Origin of the sequence: Rhizobium acidisoli, assembly GCF_002531755.2 — a bacterium.
GTDB classification, from domain to species: Bacteria; Pseudomonadota; Alphaproteobacteria; order Rhizobiales; family Rhizobiaceae; genus Rhizobium; species Rhizobium acidisoli.
This window is the reverse complement of sequence record NZ_CP034998.1, coordinates 1,836,683-1,860,049: the sequence shown is the minus strand read 5'-3', so window position 1 is coordinate 1,860,049 and position 23,367 is coordinate 1,836,683. Positions and strand designations below refer to the sequence as shown.

The following is a 23,367-nucleotide window of genomic DNA, read 5'->3' as shown; positions in this document are numbered from 1 at the left end:
CCGCAAGGCGTACAAAGGCTTAAGAAATATGGTGAACCAATCTTAAACCTTTTGCCGCTACGGTCGCAGCATTGAATGAAGCGCGAGGGAATCGCGTTCAAGTGCTGGGGCGTCGCGTGATCATAGAAGCTTTCCTTCGGTGGATCGAAACGGCCAAGACCGGTGACCGGGCCCGGGCCGCAAACGCGCTCGGGCGGGCCTATCTGCAGTCGGAGATGACAGGGGACGAGCGGTCGGCAGCCGAGATGGCGATGACCTTCTTGCTCGACGATCCGTCACCGCGCGTGCGGCTGGCACTGGCCGAGGCGATCGCCTGGTCGCCCGATGCGCCGCGCAGCCTGATCCTCTCGCTTGCCGAAGACCAGCCCGAAGTCGCCTGCCATGCGGTGACCTGTTCGCCGCTTTTGAGCGATGCCGATCTGGTCGATCTTGCCGCGCGCGGCAACGGCGCCACCCGCATGCTGATCGCGGCGAGGGCGCAGGTAACGCGCCCGGTTTCCGCAGCGCTTGCGGAAGTCGGCGACGAGGAAGAGCTGCTCTGCCTGCTCGAGAACGACGGCGCGGTGATCTCCGGCCAATCCCTGAAACGCATCGCCGAGCGGCTCGGCGACGGCTGCGACATCCGCAACCTGCTTCTCGACCGCAGCGATCTTCCCGCCGACGCCCGCCAATTGCTCACCCAGCATGTCAGCAATGCGCTGGTCGGGCTGCCGCTCGCACAGGCGGCGATTGGCCTGCAGCGGCTGCAGCGCATCAGCCGCGAGGCGACCGAGGCTGCCATCGTTTCGATCGCCGGCGACATCGCGCCGCGCGAGATACCCGACCTCGTCGAACATCTGCGCCTCAACGGCCGGCTGACGCCATCCTTCCTGATGCATGCGCTCTGCGCCGGCAAGGTGGATTTCTTCGCCGGCGCAATCGTCGATCTGACGGGTTGCGGCGAGCGCCGGGTGCGCTCGATCCTGGCGACCGGGCGCATGCATGCGGTGCGCGCGCTCTACGAATCCGCCGGCCTGCCGAGGGATATCAGCGTGATCTTCGTCGAGGCGACGCTGCTGTGGCGCGAGGCCGCCAGGAAAGCGCCGGGCAGCGTGCTCGGCAATGTCTGCAGCCGTCTGCTTGAAAAATTCCGCCATCATGACGGCGCACATGGCGCGGTCGGCGAGTTGCTCGACATGGTGGAAAAGCTCGGGGTCGCCGAACAGCGGCAATCCGCCCGGGTCTATGCGGCGCTTGCGGCGGCTTAATCGGCCAGTCGCGTCACCACCCAGGAATAGCTGGCGGAGACGAAATGCACCGGTTTGGCGAGCGTGTCCTTGACGCTCCTGCCGGTGGGCAGATGGTCGCGGACCCGTCCGGCTATGTCGTCGGCAAAACCGAGCAGGCCCTGGGGGTGCTGTTCGGCCGCTTCAGGAAGGGCCGGCGGCACGGGAGCCGGCTTCGGCGGTTCGGCGGCAGCGACGGCTTTCGGCGCCTCGCAGACAGCAATCACCGAGGGATAGCTGACATTGGCATAGGTTTTCAGCCGACGTTCGGCTTCGGCATCGCAGGCGGCAACCGTCTCCCAGCGTTTGTCGACCGTCGCGACATAGCTGCACTGGCTGATGGAATCGTCGCAACCGAGAATGGTCATCGCGATCAGCACCGCTTGCATATTTTGCCTCCTTGGCTATTGAGCGTGTCATCGTCTTAGAGGGTGCAATTCCAACCGAATGAAGGCAGGGGCATTAACTCTTGGTCATGTCGGGAGAAATTGTGCCCTGCGCCAGCAGAAAGAGGCAGCATGTCCGTCACCATTGCCCTGGAGCCACCGCGTCAGGACGGAGTCATTCGCCTTCTCGACCTTTCCGATGCCTATGCGCAGTCGCTCTATCCCCCAGAGAGCAACCATCTGGTCGACCTCTCCTTGCTGGAGAAGCCTGCGGTGAGTTTTCTCGTCGCGCGCAACGGCGACGCGATCGTTGGGTGCTGCGCGCTGGTCGAGGCCGGCGATGGCACGGCGGAGATCAAGCGTATGTTTGTCGACCCCGAGACGAGGGGCCTGAGGATCGCCAGCGGCCTGATGGACGCGCTCGAAGCGATCGCCAAGGAAAAGCGGCTGTCGGCAATCCGGCTCGAAACCGGCATCTACCAGCCCGAGGCAATCGCGCTCTACCGCAAATATGGATATCGGGACATCAAGCCTTTCGGCAGCTATCTGCCGGACCCGCTCAGCCTGTTCATGGAAAAGCGGCTGGGATGACGGTCTGCGAAGGCCGGTTCAGCCTTCGGCGATACGGGGGATTGCCGGCGGGGCTTGCTCGTCGATGAGGACCTGCGGTCCCGTCTCGCCCTTTTCGGCGTTGCGGGCCTCGTGGATCCATTCGCGCCAGATGGCGACGATCAGCGCCATCAGCACCGGGCCGATGAAGAGGCCGAGGAAGCCCATCGTCTTGACGCCGCCGACGAGGCCGAAGAAGGTCGGCAGGAAGGGCAGCTTGATCGGGCCGCCGACAAGCTTCGGCCGCAACGTCTTGTCGACGATGAAGAGCTCGACCGTTCCCCAGACGAAAAGGCCGATGCCGGCGACATGCGAGCCGCTTGCCAAGAGATAGATCGACACCAGCGTGAAGGAAAGCGGTGCGCCGCCCGGTATCAGCGCCATCACGCCCGTCAACACGCCGAGCGTGACGGGCGAGGGCACGCCGGCGATCCAGTAAGCCAGGCCGAGCACGATGCCTTCGCCGATCGCAATCAGCGTCATGCCCATGACGGTGGAGCTGATCGTTGCCGGCACGACGCGGGAAATGCGCTCCCAGCGGTTTGGCAGGATGCGCTCGCCGAGCATGTCGATCTGCTTGGAGAAGGAAAAACCGTCGCGATAGACGAAGAACAGCGCGATCAGCATGAAGAGCAGCGTCAGCAGCAGGTGGAAGGCGCCGCCGCCGGCCGCAAGCACGGCACGGTAGATATTGCCGATATTGGCGCCGCTGACCGCCTGGATCAATTCGCCCAGAGCGCCGGGGCTGCCGATATATTTGGTCCAGGCTTCATCGAGATAGGAGCCGGCCCAAGGCAGTGCGACGATCCAGGCCGGTGTCGGGGCGCCGGCGCGGTTGGCATGGATTGCCCAGGCAACCCAGGTGCGCACCTCACCCGTCGTATAGGTGATCGCAAGCCCGATCGGGATGACCAGGAAAGTGACGATCATGATGATGGCGATCGTCGCGGCGATCGTCGTATTGCCGCCGACGCGGGCAAGAAGCTTGCGGTAGAGCGGCCAACTGGCGAAGCCGATGACCAGGGCTGCCAGCACCGGCACGAGGAAACCGTAGAAGAAGTAAACGCCCGCCGCAACGACCAGAACCAGCAGCCAGCGCGCCGCCGAGATGGAGGGTATCAGCGGCGTCCGTGTCGGCGCTGATGATCCGAGCCATCGTGGTTCATGATTGCTTTTCTGACGGTCGAACACACCCACGCGCGCCTCTTCTTATTCTTGTCTTCTGGTTATGGGCTATGAACCCGGCGGTTTCAAGGTCCGCACCATGAAAGCGTATCCAAAGCGTCGCTATTCGGCCGTCAGAGCCGATATCTTACTGTTGCGGACGGCGCAAAATCTTGAAAGCGTAGAACTGCGTCTTTTGCGCCGCCGAGAAATTATTGTCGGAGCCGAGAATGAGGACGTCGGTTCCATCCTTGGCCTTGCCGAGCGACATGGCCTCGATATTGTCGGGGATAAGGCCGATTGCTCTCAGATCAAGCACCTGGCTCTTGCGGGCGGGGACGACGCGCTGGTCGTTCTTGGCGAGCGAAGCGATGGCGGATATGTCGGTGGCGTCGGTCAGATCCATCATCATGATCTTGACGTTGTTGCCAAAGCCCTGGGCGTAGCTGCGCTCGACGGCGAGAAGGCGGTGATCGTCAAGAGCGAGCATTTCCGACATGCCGTTATCGTTGCCGCCATCGGCCTTGGTAGCGGCCTGCGGGATCGGTGAGATCGGGTAGACATATTGAGCCTTCGGTTCGCCGGTTGCGCCGTCATAACGGATGATGCGCGACAGGCTGCCCGTGGTCAGCGAGGGATTGGGGCCGTCCTGATAGAGCGCGGCTTCGACACCGACGAAAACATCGCCCGAAGGCGCCACGGCAATATCCTCGAAGGCGAGGTTGTCGCGGATGCCGGTCGACTTGTCGGCTGTGGGCGCAAAGCCTTCCGGCAGCTTGAATTCACGCACGAAAGAGCCGTCCGGCGCAGTCACGCGGACGAAGGGCGACAGCAGCGCCTTGGCGTCGCCTTCGCTGCCCCAATAGATGCCGTCCTTGCCGAGGCGGATCGATTCAGGATCGACGGTTTTGGCGGCGAAGGGCTCGCCGTTTTTGTCCTTCAGCGTGACATGTTTGACGATGGAAACGCCCTTGAGGCCCGACGCGTCGACATCGACGTCGAGTTCATAGAAGCGGGCCGGGGCCTTGTCCGAGCGGTCGTCACTGATGGCGATATAGTGGCCGGTGGCGGCATCGAAATCGAGGCCGGAAATGCCGCCGAATTCGACGCCGTTTTCCATCCGGCCTGTGGGGATAACGAATTCACCGAGATAGGACAGCGAAATGCCGGCGGCGCAATCGCTGAAGGGGCAGGCGGTCTCGAAGGTGGCGCCGATACCGGTGGCCCCAATATCGGTGGCGCTGACAGTAACTGTGCTGGACAGGAGAACGAAAGCGGCAGTCGCGAGAAAACGCTTGGTCATGGCAAAATCCGGCAAAGGGTTGAAAACGGTTCGAACCGGCGCAGCCGCTCTTCCCAGGGGGAGGCCGCACGCCGACCGCTTCATGCGCCGGTTGTTTGACGGAGTTGTTACGGTTCTTCGTCAGTTCCGTGAAATCGCAGATGCTAAAATGAGGGCCGAGCCGAACGGTATCTACTCCCGTTCGGCTCGGCCCGCAGATGCCTTAAATATCGAGGTTTTCGGCGAAGGCCGCGCGTTCCTGGATGAAGCGGAAGCGGGCTTCCGGCTTGGTGCCCATCAGATCGTCGACGGCGCTGCGGGTGCCCTCGAAATCCACCTCGTCGATCAGCACCTTGAGCAGGGTGCGTTTGGACGGGTCCATCGTGGTTTCCTTGAGCTGGGCGGGCATCATCTCGCCGAGACCTTTGAAGCGGCTGATCTCGACCTTGGCCTTGCCCTTGAACTCCGTCTGCATCAGCTCGGCGCGATGATTGTCGTCGCGGGCATAGGCGGATTTCGACCCTTGGGTGATCTTGTAGAGCGGCGGCACGGCGAGGAAGAGGTGGCCGCCGCGCACCAGCTCCGGCATCTCCTGATAGAAGAAGGTGATGAGCAGCGAGGCGATGTGGGCGCCGTCGACGTCGGCATCGGTCATAACGATGATGCGCTCGTAGCGCAGATCTTCGTCGCGGTATTTCGAGCGGGTGCCGCAGCCGAGCGCCTGGATGAGATCGGCGAGCTGCTGGTTGGCGCCGAGTTTTTCGCGGCCGGCGCTGGCAACGTTGAGGATTTTACCGCGCAGGGGCAGAATTGCCTGGTTGGCGCGGTTGCGCGCCTGCTTAGCCGAACCGCCTGCCGAATCGCCCTCGACGATGAAGAGTTCGGCGCCTTCGGCGGTGTTCTGCGAGCAGTCGGCGAGCTTGCCGGGCAGGCGCAGCTTGCGCACCGCCGTCTTGCGGTTGACTTCCTTTTCCTTGCGGCGGCGCAGCCGCTCCTCGGCGCGCTCGATCACCCAGTCGAGCAGCTTGGCCGACTCGTTCGGGTTGTCGGCAAGATAATGGTCGAAAGGATCGCGCAGCGCGTTCTCGACGATGCGCTGGGCCTCGACGGTCGCGAGCTTATCCTTGGTCTGGCCGACGAATTCCGGCTCGCGGATGAAGACCGAGAGCATGCCGACGGCCGAGATCATCACGTCATCCGTGGTGATCTGCGCGGCGCGCTTGTTCTGCGTCAGCTCGGCATAGGCCTTCAGGCCCTTGGTCAGCGCGATGCGCAGGCCGGCCTCATGCGTGCCGCCTTCGGGGGTCGGGATGGTGTTGCAATAGGAATGCACCTGCGGATCGCCGCCATACCAGGTGATCGCCCATTCCATCGAGCCATGGCCGCTGGTTTTCTCGGTCTTGCCGGCGAAAATCTCGCGGGTGACGGTGAATTCCTTGCCCATCGTCGCCTGGAGATAATCCTTCAGGCCGCCGGGGAAGTGGAAGACCGCTTTGTCAGGGACCTCGGAGCCTTCGGGCAAGACGCCCTGCTCGCAGCTCCAGCGGATCTCGACGCCGCCGAAGAGATAGGCCTTCGAGCGCGCCATGCGGAACACCCGGGCGGCATCGAACTTCATGTGATCCCCAAAGATCTGGGGGTCAGGATGGAAGCGCACGCGGGTACCGCGGCGATTGTGGACGTCGCCCAATTCTTCAAGCCCGCCCTGCGGCAGGCCGCGGGAGAAGCGCTGGCGGTAGAGCTTGCGGTTGCGCGCGACTTCCACTTCGAGATCGTCGGAGAGCGCGTTGACGACCGAGACGCCGACGCCATGCAGGCCGCCCGAGGTCTCGTAGGCCTTGCCGTCGAATTTGCCGCCGGCATGCAGCTTGGTCATGATGACTTCGAGCGTCGACTTGCCCGGCACCTGCGGATGGTTCTCGACCGGGATGCCGCGGCCGTTGTCGGAGACGGTGAGGTAACCTTCGAGGTCGAGATAGACCTCGATGAAATTGGCGTGTCCGGCGACCGCCTCGTCCATCGCGTTGTCGATGACTTCGGCAAAGAGGTGATGCAGCGCCTTTTCGTCGGTGCCGCCGATATACATGCCCGGGCGCATGCGCACCGGCTCGAGGCCTTCGAGGACGCGGATCGACGAGGCGCCGTATTCGTCGGCGTTCGACGTGGTGGGTGCCGGGCGCGAAGAGGCTCCCGCAGCAGAGGGGGCTCCAGCAGCAGGTGGGGCAGCCGCCACCGGCGGCCGTTCGGCCGCAGCCGCAGGCTTCTGCGCCTCCTCGCGTTTTTCAGAGAGGGGCATTCCGGAAAAGAGGTCGTTGCTATCGTCCATGGAGCCGTTCAGATCTTCATCCTGTCTTGGGTCTGGCTTGGGGCTTGCATCCTCCGCCGACCCAAAATCACCGCATTTCATGTCACGTTTGCGAATCAGGCAGATTTTGCCAGAAAGCACCTCTATACGCGACACCGCCAGTTTTGGCGGGCTTTTCACACATGATTTGCGTTGCCGGGCGCGGAATGGCAAGCGGCGGCAGGCTTCAGGAACCATCCGAATGCGAATGTCCACAAGTCATTGCACCATCATCACTGCAATTGCGGCGTTTTTTCTATCCGCGGCTGTCCTGACCGCTGTTGGCCCAGCGCGGGCGGGCGATGCGCTGCCGCCTTTCAAGGACGATCTGTTTTCGAAGCAGGCCATCTTGCAGACAGGTGATGACGGTGCCTTCGAGGTCATCGACTATGATGAGATGCGCGATATCAACGGCCGCGACCAGATCCCGCAAAAGCGGGTGCAGCAGAAATATGTGGCGCTCGGCATCCGCAAGGCCCAGGTCGACGAGACGCTGTCTCCGGACGGTGTCAGTCTCGATGTCACCAGGGTGGGACAGGCCCAGAATGCCGCCTTCACCGTGATTTTCATCCATGGCCGCGACGGCGATCGCCGGCTCGGCGCCAACGACTACAGCTTCGGCGGCAATTTCAACCGGCTGAAGAACCTCGTTGCCGGCAACGGCGGCGTTTATTATTCGCCGACCGTCCGGAGTTTCGACAGCAACGGCGTTGCGGCAATCGCCGGCCTCATCCGCTATGCCAGTGCCCAATCGCCCGGCCGGCCGATCATCCTGTCCTGCGCCTCGATGGGCAGCCAGGTCTGCTGGGGTATTGCGCGCGACGGCGACAGCGTCAAGCGGCTGAAGGGCATGCTTGTCATGAGCGGCGTCACCGATCCCGATTTCACCCGAAGCGCCTTCTATAAAGCGAAGCTGCCGCTCTGGTTCGCCCATGGCAGCCGCGACCCGGTTTATGCAGCGAGCACCCAGCAAGCGCTGTTCGAAAGCCTGCACAAGGCCAAATATCCGACGCACTTCACGCTGTTTCAGACCGGCAACCACGGGACGCCGATCCGGATGGTCGACTGGCGCCGGATCCTGAACTGGATTCTTGCCGGCTGAAGCGTGCCGCCGACCGATTTTCGGCAGAAATATAGGCGGGATCGCCGAGATTCCCCTTACGTCAAGGTATGATGCTTTTCTTTGCCGCGCGCTTTTGATATTGCCCAAGGCATATGGAAAATTTGGAAGGCTGGCATGACACCTGACGTGCGCCCGCTCGTGGCGGGAAACTGGAAAATGAATGGCATGCGTGCCTCCCTGGATCAGATCAAGGCGATCGCCGAGGGCGTTTCCTCGCCGCTCGCCGACAAGGTCGAAGCGCTGATCTGCCCGCCTGCGACGCTGCTCTACGTGGCGACCGCGCTCTGCACCGACAGCCCGCTGTCGATCGGCGCTCAGGACTGCCATCAGAATCCGTCAGGTGCGCATACCGGCGATATCTCGGCCGAGATGATTGCCGATTGTTTCGGCACCTATGTCATTGTCGGCCACTCCGAGCGCCGCACCGACCATGCCGAAACGGATCATCTGGTCCGCGCCAAGGCGGAGGCTGCCTTTGCCGCCGGGCTGACGGCGATCATCTGCATCGGCGAGACGGCCGATGAACGCCGCACGGGCCAGGCGCTCGACGTCATCAAGCGTCAGCTTTCCGCCTCGGTTCCGGACAGCGCCGCCGCCGAGAACACCGTCATCGCTTATGAACCGATCTGGGCGATCGGCACCGGTGTGACGCCGACGGCGGGCGATGTCGAAAAGGCACACGCCTTCATGCGCGCCGAGCTGGTGGGCCGTTTCGGCGGTGAAGGCCGCAAGATGCGTCTTCTCTATGGCGGCTCGGTCAAGCCGGCCAATGCCGGGGAGCTGATGGGCATCGCCAATGTCGACGGCGCGCTGATCGGCGGGGCGAGCTTGAAAGCCGCCGACTTCCTCGCCATCTACCGGGCCTATGAGGCGCTGCTCGCCTGAGGCATTGTTCATTCCCGGTTTATTCGTTTATTCCAGGGCGTATTCTGGGCCGAAGGGCTTGGAATAGATGAAAGCCTCATGTAAAGAGCCGCCAGAATTCTTAACTTTGTCCGTCTCCAAACGGGCAGGACTGGACCCATGCAGACCGTATTGATTGTCATTCATCTCATGATCGTGCTCGCCCTCGTCGGCGTCGTGCTCATCCAGCGTTCGGAAGGCGGCGGCCTCGGCATCGGCGGCGGTTCGGGCTTCATGTCGGCGCGCGGCACGGCCAATGCGCTGACGCGCACGACCGCGATCCTTGCGACCCTGTTCTTCATCACCTCGCTCGGCCTCGGCATTCTGACGCGTTACGAAGGCCGTCCGAGCGATATTCTCGACCGCATTCCGGCAACGGGCGGCCAGGGCAACGGCATTCTCGATTCGCTCGGCGGCGGCGCGCAGGCTCCGGCAAGCCAGCCGGCCGGCAACGGCGTTCCGAGCAGCGGCGCGGCAACGCCTGCACCGCAGGCTCCGGCTGCTCAAACCCCGGCAACTGAGGCTCCGGCTCCGGCAACGACCGCTCCGGCGGCCCAGGCTCCGGCGGCCACCGAGCCTGCAACGAGTGCCCCGGCAGCGCCCGCAACTCCGGCCGCGCCGGCACCGGCTCAGCCCGCCGGCGTCCCGACGGGACAGTAAACCGGTCTTCGACATAAACCGCCGGCAGGCCCTTGGGTCTGCCGGTTTTCTTTTGTTCAGATTCCTTCGCCACGCTCCGAAAATTCCGGAAAAGAGTTTTTGGGGCTGGTGGAATCGTTTTTGAAAAGGTATCCGGTGAATCCCATGGCGCGATACGTATTCATCACTGGCGGCGTGGTTTCCTCTCTCGGAAAAGGAATTGCGGCCGCGGCTCTCGGAGCGTTGCTGCAGGCCCGTGGATATCGGGTACGGCTTCGCAAGCTCGACCCCTATCTGAACGTGGACCCGGGCACGATGAGCCCGACCCAGCACGGCGAGGTCTTCGTCACCGACGACGGCGCGGAAACCGATCTCGATCTCGGCCACTATGAACGCTTCACGGGGCGTTCGGCGACCAAGACCGACAACATCACCACCGGCCGCATCTACAAGAACATCATCGACAAGGAACGGCGCGGCGACTATCTCGGCGCGACGGTGCAGGTCATTCCGCACGTCACCAACGAGATCAAGGATTTCGTCATCGAGGGCAATGACGACTACGACTTCGTCATCTGCGAGATCGGCGGCACGGTCGGCGACATCGAGGCGATGCCCTTCATGGAGGCGATCCGCCAGCTCGGCAACGACCTGCCGCGCGGCACCGCGGTCTACGTCCACCTGACGCTGATGCCCTATATTCCGGCCGCCGGCGAGCTCAAGACCAAGCCGACCCAGCATTCGGTCAAGGAACTGCAGGCGCTCGGCATTCATCCCGATATTCTGCTGGTGCGCGCCGACCGCGAAATTCCGGAAGCCGAGCGCCGCAAGCTTTCGCTGTTCTGCAACGTGCGCCCGTCCGCCGTCATCCAGGCGCTCGACGTCGCCAACATCTACGATGTGCCGATTGCCTACCACAAGGAAGGCCTTGATGACGAAGTGCTGGCAGCCTTCGGCATCGAGCCGGCGCCGAAGCCGCGTCTCGACCCGTGGGAAGAGGTCTGCAACCGTATCCGCACGCCTGAGGGCGAGGTGACGATCGCGATCGTCGGCAAATATACCGGCCTCAAGGACGCCTATAAATCGCTGATCGAGGCGCTGCACCACGGCGGCATCGCCAATCGCGTCAAGGTCAAGCTCGAATGGATCGAGTCCGAGGTCTTCGAAAAGGAAGATCCGGCGCCGTACCTCGAAAAGGTGCACGGCATCCTCGTGCCGGGCGGCTTCGGCGAACGCGGTTCGGAAGGCAAGATCCACGCAGCGCGTTTCGCCCGCGAGCGCAAGGTGCCGTATTTCGGCATCTGCTTCGGCATGCAGATGGCCGTCATCGAGGCGGCGCGCAATCTCGCCGACGTATCCGGCGCCTCCTCGACCGAATTCGGCCCGACCAAGGAGCCGGTGGTCGGCCTGATGACCGAATGGGTCAAGGGCAACGAGTTGCAGAAGCGCACGGCAGCCGGCGATCTCGGCGGCACGATGCGCCTCGGCGCCTATAAGGCGGCGCTGAAGAAGGGCACGAAGATCTCGGATATCTACGGTTCCACCGATATTTCCGAGCGGCATCGCCACCGCTACGAGGTCAATGTCGACTACAAGGACCGGCTCGAGAGCTGCGGCCTCGTCTTCTCCGGCATGTCGCCGGATGGTGTGCTGCCGGAGACGATCGAATATCCGGATCACCCGTGGTTCATCGGCGTGCAGTATCACCCGGAACTGAAGAGCCGGCCGCTCGACCCGCATCCGCTGTTTGCCAGCTTCATCGAAGCGGCGACGGAACAGAGCCGCCTCGTCTAATCACGATGAAGATCCAGATCGCGCGACGTCAAGCGCGATCTGGGCAAGTGCTTGTGGTGCTCTATATCGCCGGCATGGCCATCCGACGCAGCACGACCGTTTCACGCTTCATCGCCGCGCCGCCTGAACGCATCTACCGTGCCTTCCTGGATGCCGAAGCGGTCGCCACCTGGCTTCCGCCCGGTTCGATGCGGGGAATCGTCCATGCCTTCGAGGGCAGGGAAGGCGGTGCCTTCAGCATGTCGCTGGTCTATCCCGATGATGCGGCTGGGCAGCCAGGCAAGACCTCGGACAAGACCGACAGGTTCGAGGGCCGTTTCGCGCGGCTCGTGCCCAACGAGCAGATCGTCTGGGCCACGGTCTTCGAGTCCGACGACGACAGCTTTTCCGGCGAGATGACGGTCAGCACGACATTGTCGCCTGTGAATGGCGGCACCGATGTGACGATGGTCTGCGACGATATCCCGGCGGGCATTCGCCTTGAAGACAATGAGGAAGGCTGCCGTTTGACGCTCGACAACCTCGCCGCTTTCGTCGGCGGTTGAAGCCTGGGCGGCAGGAGCATGCCCCGCCGCCGAATTCGATCGTCAGGCTGCGGCCGGCAGCGGGCCGATATAGACCGAGCGCGGGCGAATCAGCCGGCCGTCGAGCGCCTGTTCGCGGGCATGCGCCAGCCACCCGACAGTGCGGCCGATTGCAAAGACGCCGGTGAAGGCCTCCCGCGGGAAGCCGAGCGCTTCGAGCAGCAGCGCCGTGTAGAATTCGACGTTGACGTCGAGCGGCCGGTTCGGCTTGCGCGCCTTCAGGATTGCCAATGCGGCGGCTTCCACGGCTTGCGCCAGCGTGCCGCGGGCGGGGTCGACCTGCCCGGTTGATATCAGCGGCTTCAGAGCGCCCTTCAGCGCATCGGCGCGCGGATCGCGGACGCGGTAGATGCGGTGGCCGAAACCCATCAGTCTTTCGCCGCGATCGAGCGCTTCGCTGAGCCATTGGCCGGCATTCTCTGCCGTTCCCACGGCATCCAGCATGTCGAGCACCGGGCCGGGCGCACCGCCATGCAGCGGTCCCTTCAGGGCGCTCAGCGCGGCCAGGACCGAAGAGGTGAGGCCGGCCTGCGTCGAGGCAATGACGCGCGATGCGAAGGTCGAGGCGTTGAGGCCGTGATCCGAAATGGTCACGAGGTAGGCGTCGAGCGCGGCCGTCTGCTCCTTGCTCGGCAATTGTCCGGTCAACATGCGCAGGATATCGGCAGCTTGCGGCAGCGAAGCGTCGGGCGCGATCGGTCTTTCACCGCGCTGCAGGCTGAGAATCGCCGGCAGGAAGACCGCAGGCGCCGCCAGAAGGCTGAGCGCGGTATCGAGATCCTCGCCGTCGGGCAGTCGGGCGATCAGCGCCCGCATCGCATCAACCGGCGGCAGCGTCAGCAGAGCGGCATCGGCGGCCCCGATGTGGTGGAAAATCCGTGTTCGGGCATTCGCCAGCCACGCGCGCAACTGCGCCTGATCGAAGCTTCTTTCGATCAGCCCGTCGAGCAGCAATGCGGCGACACCTTCATAGCTGCAGTCTGCAACCAGATGGTCCAGCGAGACGCCGCGGATGATCAGCCGCCCCGCTTCGCCATCGACATCCGAGAGCTGCGTTTCGGCGGCAATGACGTCTTCCAAGCCATTTTTCATATTGTTTCTCCTTTACCGCCCGGATGATCCGGCCTAGTTTCATTGACGTCAATCTTGATGCTATTGATCAATATGAGGCTCCGATGCCGTGGCTGACCGCCGAGGAGGCGCTGCAGGCGCTGAAGACCAAGCCGCAGACGCTCTACGCCAATGTCAGCCGCGGGCGCATCCGCGCCAAGCCCGATCCTGCCGACCCGCGACGCAGCCTCTACCAGGCTGCCGACGTGCAGCGGCTGGCCGAACGCCATGCCGGCCGGCGTAAAGCCGAAACGGTTGCCACCGAGACGATCCGTTGGGGCGACCCGGTGCTCTCCTCGGCGATCTCCACCATCATCGGCGGACGGCTTTTCTATCGCGGACGGGATGCCGCCGATTTCGCCGACACGGCGACGCTCGAGCAAACGGCGGCATTGCTCTGGAACGGTGCGGAAGCACTTGCTTCCCGCACCGCGGCGGGACATGCGGCTCCGTCGCTTCAGGCTGCGTTCCTGGCACTGGCAGCGCGGGTGACATCGGATCTGCCGTCGCTCGGCCGCTCGCAGGCAGCCCTTCGCCGGGAAGCAAGCGAGGTGCTTTGCACGGTCGCCGATGCGCTGGCGCCGGGGTCTTCGGATAGGCCGCTGCATCTTCGACTGGCGGAAAGCTGGCAGCGGCCGAATGCCGCCGATTGCCTGCGCCGGGCGCTGGTGTTGCTTGCCGATCACGAACTCAACGCCTCGACCTTCGCGGCGCGGGTGACGGCATCGGCGGGTGCTGCTCTATCAGCCTCGGTGCTTTCCGGACTGGCGACGCTGACCGGACCGCTGCATGGCGCCGCCTGGCAGGGCGTCGACGCCCTGATCGAGGCGGCTTCGGCTCTCGGGGCGGAGCAGGCGATTCGCCGCACGCTTGCCCAGGGCCATCGCCTGTCGGCCTTTGGCCATCCGCTCTATCCGGATGGCGATATCAGGGCTCTGGCGCTGCTTTCACACTTTCCCCTGCCGCAGCCGTTTGCCGAGCTCCGGGAAACCGGCGAGCACATGGTCGGCGAGAAGGTCAACGTCGATTTCGTGCTTGCCGCGATGGCCGCCGCCTTCGATCTGCCGCGGGAGGCGCCGATCATCATGTTCTCGCTTGCCCGTTCCACCGGCTGGCTGGCGCATGCGATGGAGCAGATCGACAGCGGCGAATTGATCCGGCCGCGGGCCCGTTATGCCGGGCCGTCGCCCGAAACCACCGCCAGCCCTTAAGAATTGGTTAGGGAAATATCCGAATTCGGCTATCATGCCCGACATGGAAGAAGACGGTTGGCGGGCGCTTTCGAAAAGCTGTCCGCACGGTCATGGGGGCTTTCCATGCATACGACCTTTCGCAGCCTGCTTGCCGCCGCACTCGCTGTCGGCCTTATTCCGCATGGAGCGGCCTTGGCGCAGTCTGCCGGCTGCACGATTGCGCGCGACGCCAGCGCCCGCCAGGTGTTCACTTGTCCAGGCGGGGTAAAGATCACGGCGGAGGCCGGCGCTTCCTTCCGCCTTGCCGACCGCAACCGTGACGGCAGCCCCGATTCGGCATCGCTGCGGCGCAAGGCGATCCTCGTCGATGTCGACAGCAGTCAGCATGTCGGCGGTTTCCAGGTGGTGACGCCACAGGCGATCGCTGCCGTGCGCGGCACCCAATGGGCCGTCGACGTCGCCAGTGGCAAGACTTCGGTGCTGGTCGTCAGAGGCAGCGTCGCCGTCCGCCGGCCGGCCGGCGAGCAGGTGGTGCTGTCGCCGGGCGAGGGTGTCGACGTCAGCAGCGGGTCGGAACCCCTCGTCGTGCGTCGCTGGCCGGCACCGCGCGCCGCCGCCCTTCTTGCCCGCCTCGGCCAATAAATCCATGAACCATCGCCTGCAGACGGTGATCGCGCTGCTGCTCGCCGGTCTTTGGGGAGCAGCGCTCGGCTATGCCAATCTGAAGGGCGGAAGCGGCCTGCTCGACCGGATGGAGGCATCGCTTGCCGATATCCGCAGCGTGGTCATCGGGGCGACGACACCGCCCCCCGTCGTCTCGATCGTTGCGATCGACGACCGCACCGCCGCCGCCCATGGTTATCCCCTTGATCGGGCCACGCTTGCGCGCCTCGTCGGCGCGATCACCGCCTTGAAGCCGAAGGCGCTGGCGCTCGACATTCTGCTTGTCGATCCGGGGCCGGAGGAGGGCGATGCGGCGCTGACGGCCGCGCTTGCAGAAGGCCCGAGCGTGATTGCCGCCGCGGCCACCTTTGCCAGAAGCAGCCAAGAGGTCACCGATGGGGCGAACGATCCGCTTGCCGCTATCCCCGAGGCAAACCAGATTCTGTTGCCGCTTGCCCGCTTCGCCGAAGCAGCCGCCGTCGGCATCGTCAATGTAGCAACCGACCAGACCGGCACGCCGCGGTTCATTCCGCTGATTTCGCGCGGCGCAGACCGATTGGATCCGGCCTTTCCGCTGCGCGCCGCGTCGGTGGCGCTCGGCGTCGATCCGACCATCGAACGCGATGCCATCATGCTCGGCGCGCTGCGCATTCCCACAGATATCGGCCAGCGCCTGCCGGTGACCTTCTATGGTGGGCGCGGCAGCATCGCCACATCAAGCGCCGCCGATGCGCTTGAGGGCAAGCTTTCGGCGGATGCGGTCGCAGGACGAATCGTCGTCATCGGCTCGACGGTCACCGGCGGCGGCGACGTCTTCCCGACGCCGTTCGATCCGGTCATGCCCGGCGTCGAGGTGATGTCGACGGCGATCACCCATCTCGTCACCGGCGACGGCATGGTGCGCGATCACAGAATGAGGCTGATCGATGCCGCCACGGCCATCGGATTGCCGCTGGTTTTCGTCTCGTTGATCGCCTGGCGGCGGAGCGCGGCGGGCTACATCATCATCGTGCTGACGCTGATCGTCTGGGCGTTGCTCAATCTGTCGGCCTTTGCGCATGGCTACTGGCTGAGTGCGGCGCTGCCGATCGCCGCGGCGCTGCCGCCGGCGCTGATTTTCGGTGCGGCCGAACTCTGGCTCGACCGCGGCCGCGCCCGCCACTTCGCCGAGCAAAGCGCGCTCCTGCAGCGTATCGAGGCGCCCGGCCTTGGCGAGTGGTTGGCGCGGGATCCGAATTTCCTTGCCCAGCCGGTGCGCCAGAACGCGGCCGTCATCTTCATCGATCTCTCGGGTTTCACTGGCCTCAGCGAAAAGCTCGGGCCGGTCAAGGTCAGCCAGGTGCTGAGCGGCTTCTTCGAACTGATCGACGAGGAGACGCGCGCTCACGGCGGCGCCATCACCAGTTTCATGGGCGATGGGGCGATGATCCTGTTCGGCCTGCCGGAGCCTGCCGATGACGATGCCGCCCGCGCGGCTGCCTGCGCCGTCAGCCTGTGCGAGCGCACCCGGGCCTGGCTCCAAGCGCATGCGGGCTTTGCCGAGAAGAAGATCGGCTTCAAGGTCGGCGCCCATTGCGGGCCGATCGTCGCCTCGCGGCTCGGCACCGGCGACCGGCAGCAGATCACGGCGGCGGGCGACACCATCAATGTCGGCAGCCGGCTGATGGAGGTGGCCGCCCTCCATGGCGTCGAACTGGCGCTGAGCGCCGAAATCGTCCGCTCCGCGGGCCCCGACAGCGCGCTGCTGCAGGCCGGCCGGATGGAGGGTCCGTTGGAAACGGCGCTGCGCGGCCGGGCAAGCCATATCGACACCTGGCTGTGGCGCAGCCGCACGCTTTGACAATCGCCGCCGGAGCGGCTAGGAACGGCGCAAATACCCCGCCGGCTGGCTCCGGCCATGGCGCAATTCGCGCCTGACAGCTCCGAAAGATCGAACTCATGACAGAATTCAACGGCGTCGTTCCGGCGATCGCCAAGGCGTTGCAGAAGCGCGGTTACGCCGAACTCACCCCGGTGCAGAAGGCAATGCTCGATCCGGCGCTCGCCGCTTCCGACGCGCTGGTCTCGGCCCAGACCGGTTCCGGCAAGACCGTCGCCTTCGGCCTGGCGCTGGCGCCGACGCTGCTCGAGGGCGGAGAGCGCTTCGGCAATGCCGGCGCGCCGCTTGCGCTTGTCATCGCCCCGACGCGCGAACTTGCCCTGCAGGTCAAGCGTGAGCTCGAATGGCTCTACGAAATGACCGGCGCGGTGATCGCCAGCTGCGTCGGCGGCATGGACATCCGCAGCGAGCGCCGCTCGCTCGAACGCGGCGCCCATATCGTCGTCGGCACGCCGGGCCGCCTCTGCGACCATATCCGCCGCAGGGCGCTCGACATGTCTGAACTGAAGGCCGCCGTGCTCGACGAGGCCGACGAGATGCTCGATCTCGGCTTCCGCGAAGATCTGGAATTCATTCTCGATTCGGCGCCGGACGAGCGCCGGACGCTGATGTTTTCGGCAACGGTGCCGGCGGCGATCGCCAAGCTTGCCAAAAGCTATCAACGCAACGCCGTGCGCATCAGCACCGCGGCTGAGGCAAAGCAGCATGTCGATATTGAATATCGCGCGCTGATGGTGGCCCCCAGCGACCGCGAGAATGCGATCATCAACGTGCTGCGTTATTACGAGGCGACCAACGCCATCGTCTTCTGCTCGACGCGTGCGGCCGTCAATCATCTGACCGCTCGCTTCAACAACCGCAATTTCTCCGTCGTAGCGCTTTCCGGCGAGCTGACGCAGAACGAACGCACCCATGCGCTGCAGGCGATGCGCGACGGGCGCGCCCGCGTCTGCATCGCAACCGACGTCGCTGCTCGCGGCATCGACCTGCCGGGTCTCGATCTGGTCATCCATGCCGACCTGCCGACCAATCCGGACACGCTACTGCACCGCAGCGGCCGCACCGGCCGGGCCGGACGCAAGGGCATCAGCGCCATGATCGTGCCGCTGAATGCACGGCGCAAGGCCGAGCGCCTGCTTGAAAATGCCGGCATTTCCGCCGCCTGGGCGCGGCCGCCGTCGGCCGAAGAGGTAAACGAGCGCGACGACGAACGGCTGCTTGCCGATCCGATCTTCAGCGAAGCGCCGCAGGAGGAAGAACAGGGGCTGGTGCAGCAGCTGCTTTCCAGCCACGGCGCCGAAAAGCTCGCCGCCGCTTTCCTGCGTCTTTACCGTACCAACCATTCGGCGCCGGAAGACCTTCTCGAGGTTACCGTGCAGGACGGGGGCAGCCGCAAGCGCCGCGACAATGCCGAGCCGTTCGAGCCGGCACAGAGGGGACCGCGCGAGGATTTCGGCGCCAGCGTCTGGTTCTCCGTTTCGGTCGGACGCAAGCAGAATGCCGAGCCGCGCTGGCTGATTCCGATGCTCTGCCGCAACGGCAATGTGACGAAGCGCGAGATCGGTGCGATCAAGATGCAGCCTGAGGAAACCTTTGTGGAGATCGCAGCAGCGAGTGCCGAAAGCTTCCTGGCAGCGATCGGACCGAACAAGGCGCTCGAACGCGGCATCCGTGTGACCAAGCTTTCCGGCACGCCGGATTTCAGCCGGGCGCCGTCGCCGAAGCCCTATGCCGGCAAGCCGTCGCGTGACGAGCGACCGGGCGACACGTTCCGCGAGGAACGCCGCAACAATAAGTTCGGCAAGGCTCCGGGCGGCGGATATGCAGCAGCCGACAATAGCGGCCAGCAAAGACAGGATAGCTGGAGCAAGAAGCCCGGCAAGCCCGGCTTCGATGGCCCGAAATTCGACAAGCCGAAATACGACAAGCCGAAATTCGAAGGCGGCAAATCCGAAGGCGCCAAATCCGAACGCCCGAAATTCGAGGGCAAGGGCGGCGCCGGGGCGAAGGGCAAGTTTTCGAAGAAGAAGCCCGGCTGATTGCGCCGGCAGCCCTTCGCCGGGTGAGGCGGAGGGCTTTATCAAGGCCGATAAGTGCTCCAGGAGCATTTCGGCTTCGTCGCGTGCGACGACGTGGAATTCCTCGACGGCGGCATGCCGAATCTCGCCCTAGCGGGCAGGGAGCATGATGATGAAGCGCTCCGATATGCCGCATCCCGTTCGGGTCACCTTCATCCAGGCCAATCTGCCGGTCTCACCCGTCCCGGCCATTCCCGAAATCCTCCTCCATACGGCAGGTCCTGCGAGTGGGCTCTGGCGGCTTGCCGGCCGCGAAGAAGCCGATCCGGCGCCCTACTGGGCCTATCCTTGGGCCGGCGGCGCCGTGCTTGCCCGCCATCTGCTCGATCGCCCGGAAGTGGTCGCCGGCCGCCGCGTCCTTGATCTCGGCGCCGGCTCCGGGCTCGTCGCCATCGCGGCGGCGAAGGCCGGAGCAGCCGCGGTTACGGCGGTCGATGTCGATGCCAATGCCATTGCTGCTATCGGTCTCAACGCGGCGATCAACGGCGTGGACATCGTTGCCGTCGCCGCCGATATCATCGAGGCACCGCCGCCGGAGGAGACTGATCTCCTCGTCGTCGGTGATCTGTTCTACGACCATGCGCTTGCTTTACGGGCGATGGCTTTCCTGCGGCGTTGCCAGTCCGCCGGCATCGAGGTGCTGATCGGCGATCCCGAGCGCGCTTACCTACCGCAAGCACAACTGAAGCGAATCGCGACGCATGCGGTTGCGGAATTTGGCGCGGGGTCCAGCGGCGGAATGGTGCAGGCGGGCGTGTTTTCGCTTTCCTGAAGCAGTTGGAAAGTCGGAACTATGCCAAAAGATCCGGCCGCAACAGCATGACCGGGCAGGGCGCTCCGGCCGGCAGTTCCGGCGCATGTGGCGGGCGGATGATGAGGCAATCGGCCTGGGCAAACACTTTCATCATCGAGGAATCCTGCTTGCCGAAGGCCTCGGCGAGCCAGGTTCCGGCGGCGGACTTCGACAGTTTCGCCCTGATATAGTCCTGGCGGTGGTCGTTGGCGCGCAGTGGGGTGGCTGCCCCCACCATTGCCTCGCGCCGCACCGGCGGCAGGGAAGCGAGCTTGCGGATCAGCGGTTCCAGGAAGAGCAGCGAGCAGACGAGGCTCGAGACCGGATTGCCGGGCAGGCCGAGCACATGGGTCTCGCCGAAGCTGCCCACCATCAGCGGTTTGCCGGGCCGCATGGCGATGCGCCAGAAATCCAGCTGCATGCCGGCCTCGATCAACGTCGCCTGCACCAGATCATGGTCGCCGACCGAAGCGCCGCCGAGCGTGACGATGACATCGGCCTCAGCGGCCCGCGCCGTATCGATCGCCGCGGTAATCCTCACCTTATCGTCCGGGACGATGCCGAGATCGAGAACGTCGGCGCCGGCTTTGCGGGCAAGGGCTGCGATGCCGAAGGTATTGGAAGCGATGATCTGCGAAGGGCCGGGCGTGCTTCCGGGCGGCAGCAGTTCGTCGCCGGTTGCGAGAATGGCAATCAGCGGGCGTTTGAGGACCTCGACATCGGGCCGGTTCATGCCGGCAGCGACCGTCAGCCGCGAGAAATCGAGCACGGTGCCGGCCGCGAGCACGGCTTCGCCTTCGGTAAAATCCTGGCCGCGGGGACGTACATGCTGGCCCTGCCGCACGGGGAAATTGGTGCGGACGCCGTCTTCGATCTTCTCTGCATCCTCCTGCAGCAGCACGCTGTCGGCGCCTGCCGGAACGGGCGCGCCGGTGAAGATGCGGACGGCCTCACCCTTGCCGACGCTTCCTTCGAAGCCGTGGCCGGCGGCAGACGTGCCGATGACCTTCAGCACGGCGCCCGGCTCCGGCGCATCGTCGCGGCGCAGCGCATAGCCATCCATGGCCGAGGCATCGAAGGGAGGCTGGGTTATCCCGGACTTGAGATCGACGGCCAGGACGCGGCCTTCAGCCTCGGCGAGCGGCAATGTCTCGGATGCCGCGACGGGCGTTGCGCGGGAGAGCAGCCGGCTTAAGGCCTCTGCGACCGGGAGAAGGTTCATCTCGCCTCCGGATGACGGAAATCGCCCGACTTGCCGCCGGATTTTTCGAGCAGCCTGACGCCGCCGATCTCCATTGCCTTATCGGCGGCCTTGGCCATGTCGTAGATGGTAAGGCAGGCGACCGAGACGGCGGTCAGCGCCTCCATCTCCACACCGGTCTTGCCGGTCAGCTTGGCGGTTGCCGTGACGCGCAGGCCCGGCAGGGCGGCATCTTCCTCGATCTCGACGGTGACCTTGGTCAACATCAGCGGATGGCAGAGCGGAATGAGATCAGCGGTGCGTTTTGCCGCCATGATGCCGGCAAGGCGCGCCGTGCGGATGACATCGCCCTTCTTGGCATTGCCCTGGCGGATCAGTGCCAGCGTTTCCGCCGCCATTTTCACATGGCCCTCTGCCGTGGCGATGCGCACCGTCTCGGCCTTGTCGGAGACATCGACCATATGCGCCTCGCCGGAGGCATCGATATGCGTGAGGCCGGGCTTTCCGCCGCTCATATCATTCGGCCGCGATGGCGGCTTCGCCGAAGAGCAGCGCGCGGGTGGCGGCCGTTACGTCGTCTTTTCGCATCAGGCTTTCGCCGACAAGGAAGGTGCTGATATCGACGGCCTGCAGACGCTTGCAATCGGCATGGGTGAAGATGCCGCTTTCGCCGATGAGGAGTCGGTCGGCGGGAACCATTGAAGCAAGCGTCTCGCTGACCGTCAGGCTGACCTCGAAGGTCCGCAGATTGCGGTTGTTGATACCGATGAGCGGCGAGGAAAGCTTCAGCGCCCGCTCCATCTCCTCGGCATCGTGAACCTCGACCAGCACATCCATGCCGAGCGAGAAGGCCTCGTCCTGCAGCCGCTCGGCCTCGTCATCGGTCAGCGACGCCATGATCAGCAGAATGCAGTCGGCGCCCCAGGCGCGCGCCTCATGGACCTGATAGGTCTCGAACATGAAATCCTTGCGCAAAGCGGGCAGGGCACAGGCGTCCCGTGCCGTCGTCAGGAATTCCGGGGCACCCTGAAAGCTCGGCGTGTCGGTCAGCACGGAAAGGCAGGCGGCGCCACCGGCTTCGTAAGCCTTTGCCAGCGCCGGCGGATCGAAATCCGGGCGAATGAGGCCCTTGGACGGGCTCGCCTTCTTGATCTCGGCGATCAGGCCGAAATTGCCGGCGTCACGCTGGGCAACGAGCGCCTTGTAGAAACCACGCGGAGCGGACTGGCCGGCCTGCATCGCCTTCAGGTCGGCAAGCGACACCGCAGCCTTGGCGGCGGCGATTTCCTCGCGCTTGTAAAGTTCGATCTTCTTCAGAATATCGCTCATCGGGCAATCCTAGTCGATATCGTTGGAAACGGCGATGAGTTTGTCGAGGGCAAGCGCGGTGGCACCGCTATCGAGCGACTGCGCGGCAAGCGTCATGCCATCGCGAATCGTTTCGACCTTGCCGGCGATGACGAGCGATGCCGCGGCATTGGCGAGCGAAATATCACGATAGGCGTTCTTCGCGCCGCTGAGCACCTCGCGAAGCGCTGCGGCATTGGCGACGCCATCGCCGCCCCTGATGTCGGCGAGCACGCAAGGGCTAACGCCGAAATCGGCGGGCGATAGCTCGAAGGTGCGGATCTTGCCGTCTTCGAGCGCGGCCACCTTGGTGATGCCTGTCGTGGTGATCTCGTCGAGGCCGTCGCCATGGACCACCCAGACGCATTCGGAGCCGAGATCGCGCATGACCTCGGCGAGCGGCACCAGCCATTGCGGCGAGAAGACGCCAAGCAGCTGGCGGCGGACGCCGGCCGGACTGGAAAGCGGGCCTAACAGGTTGAAGATGGTGCGGGTGCCGAGTTCGACGCGGGACGGGCCGACATGGCGCATGGCGGAATGATGAAGCTGCGCGAACATGAAGCCGACGCCGGCCTCGGCGATGCAGCGGGAGATGATCTCAGGGCCGACATCGAGCTTGACGCCGAGTGCGGCGAGATTATCCGCCGCACCCGATTTCGAGCTCAGCGCCCGGTTGCCGTGTTTTGCGACGGGGACACCGGCGCCGGCGACGATGAGCGCCGCCAGCGTCGAGATATTGTAGGTACCGCTGGCATCGCCGCCAGTGCCGACAATGTCGATCGCATCTTCAGGCGCTTCGACGGTCAGCATTTTCGAGCGCATCGCGGTGACGGCGCCGACGATCTCGTCGACGGTTTCGCCACGCACGCGCAGCGCCATCAGGAAGCCGCCGATCTGCGAGGGCGTCGCCTGGCCCGACATCAGAATGTCGAAGGCGGCGCGCGCCTCGTCACGCGTCAGCGGCTCGCGGCTTGCGGCCTTGGCCAGGAACGGCTTCAGATCGGTCATAA

The 23,367-nt window shown here is 64.5% G+C and carries 21 protein-coding genes; 12 read left to right on the top strand and 9 right to left on the bottom strand.

Annotation, left to right across the window (positions count from 1 at the left end; genetic code table 11):
• The first annotated feature begins 101 nt into the window (after positions 1-101).
• Positions 102-1,247 (top strand): DUF2336 domain-containing protein, encoded by a 1,146-nt coding sequence (locus CO657_RS09240; protein ID WP_054183098.1) that lies wholly within the window; start codon positions 102-104, stop codon positions 1,245-1,247.
• Here the strand turns inward: CO657_RS09240 and CO657_RS09235 are convergent.
• Entirely contained in the window at positions 1,244-1,654 is a 411-nt protein-coding gene (locus CO657_RS09235) for a hypothetical protein (protein WP_003586350.1), read from the bottom strand. The genes CO657_RS09240 and CO657_RS09235 overlap by 4 nt on opposite strands.
• A gap of 129 nt (positions 1,655-1,783) precedes the next feature.
• Here CO657_RS09235 and CO657_RS09230 point away from each other — a divergent pair, with 129 nt between their 5' ends.
• Complete coding sequence (locus tag CO657_RS09230) at positions 1,784-2,242, top strand: GNAT family N-acetyltransferase (protein WP_054183099.1); 459 nt, start codon at positions 1,784-1,786, stop codon at positions 2,240-2,242.
• 18 nt (positions 2,243-2,260) lie between these two features.
• On the opposite strand, the gene CO657_RS09225 is transcribed toward CO657_RS09230, so the two are convergent.
• The 3 genes from CO657_RS09225 to parE all read right to left on the bottom strand — a co-directional run bounded on the left by CO657_RS09225 (position 2,261) and on the right by parE (position 7,032).
• Positions 2,261-3,457 (bottom strand): AI-2E family transporter, encoded by a 1,197-nt coding sequence (locus tag CO657_RS09225; protein WP_054183100.1) that lies wholly within the window; start codon positions 3,455-3,457, stop codon positions 2,261-2,263.
• Positions 3,458-3,572: 115 nt separating this feature from the next.
• Positions 3,573-4,727 carry an esterase-like activity of phytase family protein gene (locus CO657_RS09220; protein WP_054183130.1) on the bottom strand — a complete coding sequence of 385 codons (1,155 nt, stop codon included), beginning with the start codon at positions 4,725-4,727 and terminating at the stop codon, positions 3,573-3,575.
• Between the two features lie 202 nt (positions 4,728-4,929).
• Complete coding sequence (gene parE, locus CO657_RS09215; protein WP_054183101.1) at positions 4,930-7,032, bottom strand: DNA topoisomerase IV subunit B; 2,103 nt, start codon at positions 7,030-7,032, stop codon at positions 4,930-4,932.
• Between the two features lie 220 nt (positions 7,033-7,252).
• Here parE and CO657_RS09210 point away from each other — a divergent pair, with 220 nt between their 5' ends.
• The 5 genes from CO657_RS09210 to CO657_RS09190 all read left to right on the top strand — a co-directional run bounded on the left by CO657_RS09210 (position 7,253) and on the right by CO657_RS09190 (position 12,054).
• Positions 7,253-8,152: a phospholipase gene (locus CO657_RS09210; RefSeq protein ID WP_054183102.1), complete on the top strand. Its 900-nt coding sequence runs from the start codon at positions 7,253-7,255 to the stop codon at positions 8,150-8,152.
• 135 nt (positions 8,153-8,287) lie between these two features.
• Complete coding sequence (tpiA, locus tag CO657_RS09205) at positions 8,288-9,058, top strand: triose-phosphate isomerase (protein ID WP_012557734.1); 771 nt, start codon at positions 8,288-8,290, stop codon at positions 9,056-9,058.
• A 138-nt stretch (positions 9,059-9,196) separates the two neighbouring features.
• Complete coding sequence (gene secG, locus CO657_RS09200; RefSeq protein WP_003586358.1) at positions 9,197-9,736, top strand: preprotein translocase subunit SecG; 540 nt, start codon at positions 9,197-9,199, stop codon at positions 9,734-9,736.
• Positions 9,737-9,880: 144 nt separating this feature from the next.
• Positions 9,881-11,509: a CTP synthase gene (locus CO657_RS09195; protein ID WP_012557733.1), complete on the top strand. Its 1,629-nt coding sequence runs from the start codon at positions 9,881-9,883 to the stop codon at positions 11,507-11,509.
• Between the two features lie 74 nt (positions 11,510-11,583).
• The gene (locus CO657_RS09190) at positions 11,584-12,054 is read left to right on the top strand and encodes an SRPBCC family protein (protein WP_012557732.1); all 471 of its coding nucleotides are present in this window, start codon (positions 11,584-11,586) and stop codon (positions 12,052-12,054) included.
• A gap of 42 nt (positions 12,055-12,096) precedes the next feature.
• Here the strand turns inward: CO657_RS09190 and CO657_RS09185 are convergent, their stop codons facing one another.
• Positions 12,097-13,185: a citrate synthase/methylcitrate synthase gene (locus CO657_RS09185; RefSeq protein ID WP_012557731.1), complete on the bottom strand. Its 1,089-nt coding sequence runs from the start codon at positions 13,183-13,185 to the stop codon at positions 12,097-12,099.
• A gap of 83 nt (positions 13,186-13,268) precedes the next feature.
• Between CO657_RS09185 and CO657_RS09180 the strand changes: the two genes are divergently transcribed.
• The 5 genes from CO657_RS09180 (at position 13,269) to CO657_RS09160 (ending at position 19,788) form a co-directional block, all read left to right on the top strand.
• Positions 13,269-14,414 (top strand): citrate synthase, encoded by a 1,146-nt coding sequence (locus CO657_RS09180; protein ID WP_054183103.1) that lies wholly within the window; start codon positions 13,269-13,271, stop codon positions 14,412-14,414.
• 105 nt (positions 14,415-14,519) lie between these two features.
• Entirely contained in the window at positions 14,520-15,038 is a 519-nt protein-coding gene (locus CO657_RS09175) for a FecR domain-containing protein (protein WP_054183131.1), read from the top strand.
• 4 nt (positions 15,039-15,042) lie between these two features.
• Entirely contained in the window at positions 15,043-16,899 is a 1,857-nt protein-coding gene (locus CO657_RS09170) for a CHASE2 domain-containing protein (protein ID WP_054183104.1), read from the top strand.
• A 98-nt stretch (positions 16,900-16,997) separates the two neighbouring features.
• Entirely contained in the window at positions 16,998-18,977 is a 1,980-nt protein-coding gene (locus tag CO657_RS09165) for a DEAD/DEAH box helicase (protein ID WP_012557727.1), read from the top strand.
• 151 nt (positions 18,978-19,128) lie between these two features.
• Positions 19,129-19,788: a class I SAM-dependent methyltransferase gene (locus tag CO657_RS09160; protein WP_054183105.1), complete on the top strand. Its 660-nt coding sequence runs from the start codon at positions 19,129-19,131 to the stop codon at positions 19,786-19,788.
• A 19-nt stretch (positions 19,789-19,807) separates the two neighbouring features.
• Here CO657_RS09160 and CO657_RS09155 read toward each other — a convergent pair whose 3' ends face one another.
• From CO657_RS09155 to trpD, 4 genes are read right to left on the bottom strand one after another with little or no spacing between them, the layout of a single operon-like run.
• Positions 19,808-21,031: a molybdopterin molybdotransferase MoeA gene (locus CO657_RS09155; protein ID WP_012557725.1), complete on the bottom strand. Its 1,224-nt coding sequence runs from the start codon at positions 21,029-21,031 to the stop codon at positions 19,808-19,810.
• Complete coding sequence (moaC, locus tag CO657_RS09150) at positions 21,028-21,525, bottom strand: cyclic pyranopterin monophosphate synthase MoaC (RefSeq protein ID WP_012557724.1); 498 nt, start codon at positions 21,523-21,525, stop codon at positions 21,028-21,030. Before moaC ends, CO657_RS09155 begins: the two co-directional genes overlap by 4 nt.
• Before the next feature lies 1 nt (position 21,526).
• Positions 21,527-22,339: an indole-3-glycerol phosphate synthase TrpC gene (gene trpC / locus CO657_RS09145; protein ID WP_012557723.1), complete on the bottom strand. Its 813-nt coding sequence runs from the start codon at positions 22,337-22,339 to the stop codon at positions 21,527-21,529.
• 9 nt (positions 22,340-22,348) lie between these two features.
• Positions 22,349-23,365: an anthranilate phosphoribosyltransferase gene (trpD, locus tag CO657_RS09140; RefSeq protein WP_003586378.1), complete on the bottom strand. Its 1,017-nt coding sequence runs from the start codon at positions 23,363-23,365 to the stop codon at positions 22,349-22,351.
• Positions 23,366-23,367 lie beyond the last annotated feature (2 nt).

What these genes read in the sequence shown, in the direction of transcription:
- CO657_RS09235 (WP_003586350.1), bottom strand. Translation starts at nt 1,654, where the DNA reads ATGCAAGCGGTGCTGATCGCGATGACCATTCTCGGTTGCGACGATTCC.
- CO657_RS09230 (WP_054183099.1), top strand. Translation starts at nt 1,784, where the DNA reads ATGTCCGTCACCATTGCCCTGGAGCCACCGCGTCAGGACGGAGTCATT.
- CO657_RS09220 (WP_054183130.1), bottom strand. Translation starts at nt 4,727, where the DNA reads ATGACCAAGCGTTTTCTCGCGACTGCCGCTTTCGTTCTCCTGTCCAGC.
- parE (WP_054183101.1), bottom strand. Translation starts at nt 7,032, where the DNA reads ATGGACGATAGCAACGACCTCTTTTCCGGAATGCCCCTCTCTGAAAAA.
- CO657_RS09210 (WP_054183102.1), top strand. Translation starts at nt 7,253, where the DNA reads ATGCGAATGTCCACAAGTCATTGCACCATCATCACTGCAATTGCGGCG.
- tpiA (WP_012557734.1), top strand. Translation starts at nt 8,288, where the DNA reads ATGACACCTGACGTGCGCCCGCTCGTGGCGGGAAACTGGAAAATGAAT.
- secG (WP_003586358.1), top strand. Translation starts at nt 9,197, where the DNA reads ATGCAGACCGTATTGATTGTCATTCATCTCATGATCGTGCTCGCCCTC.
- CO657_RS09195 (WP_012557733.1), top strand. Translation starts at nt 9,881, where the DNA reads ATGGCGCGATACGTATTCATCACTGGCGGCGTGGTTTCCTCTCTCGGA.
- CO657_RS09190 (WP_012557732.1), top strand. Translation starts at nt 11,584, where the DNA reads ATGGCCATCCGACGCAGCACGACCGTTTCACGCTTCATCGCCGCGCCG.
- CO657_RS09185 (WP_012557731.1), bottom strand. Translation starts at nt 13,185, where the DNA reads ATGAAAAATGGCTTGGAAGACGTCATTGCCGCCGAAACGCAGCTCTCG.
- CO657_RS09180 (WP_054183103.1), top strand. Translation starts at nt 13,269, where the DNA reads ATGCCGTGGCTGACCGCCGAGGAGGCGCTGCAGGCGCTGAAGACCAAG.
- CO657_RS09175 (WP_054183131.1), top strand. Translation starts at nt 14,520, where the DNA reads ATGCATACGACCTTTCGCAGCCTGCTTGCCGCCGCACTCGCTGTCGGC.
- CO657_RS09170 (WP_054183104.1), top strand. Translation starts at nt 15,043, where the DNA reads ATGAACCATCGCCTGCAGACGGTGATCGCGCTGCTGCTCGCCGGTCTT.
- CO657_RS09165 (WP_012557727.1), top strand. Translation starts at nt 16,998, where the DNA reads ATGACAGAATTCAACGGCGTCGTTCCGGCGATCGCCAAGGCGTTGCAG.
- CO657_RS09160 (WP_054183105.1), top strand. Translation starts at nt 19,129, where the DNA reads ATGAAGCGCTCCGATATGCCGCATCCCGTTCGGGTCACCTTCATCCAG.
- CO657_RS09155 (WP_012557725.1), bottom strand. Translation starts at nt 21,031, where the DNA reads ATGAACCTTCTCCCGGTCGCAGAGGCCTTAAGCCGGCTGCTCTCCCGC.
- moaC (WP_012557724.1), bottom strand. Translation starts at nt 21,525, where the DNA reads ATGAGCGGCGGAAAGCCCGGCCTCACGCATATCGATGCCTCCGGCGAG.
- trpC (WP_012557723.1), bottom strand. Translation starts at nt 22,339, where the DNA reads ATGAGCGATATTCTGAAGAAGATCGAACTTTACAAGCGCGAGGAAATC.
- trpD (WP_003586378.1), bottom strand. Translation starts at nt 23,365, where the DNA reads ATGACCGATCTGAAGCCGTTCCTGGCCAAGGCCGCAAGCCGCGAGCCG.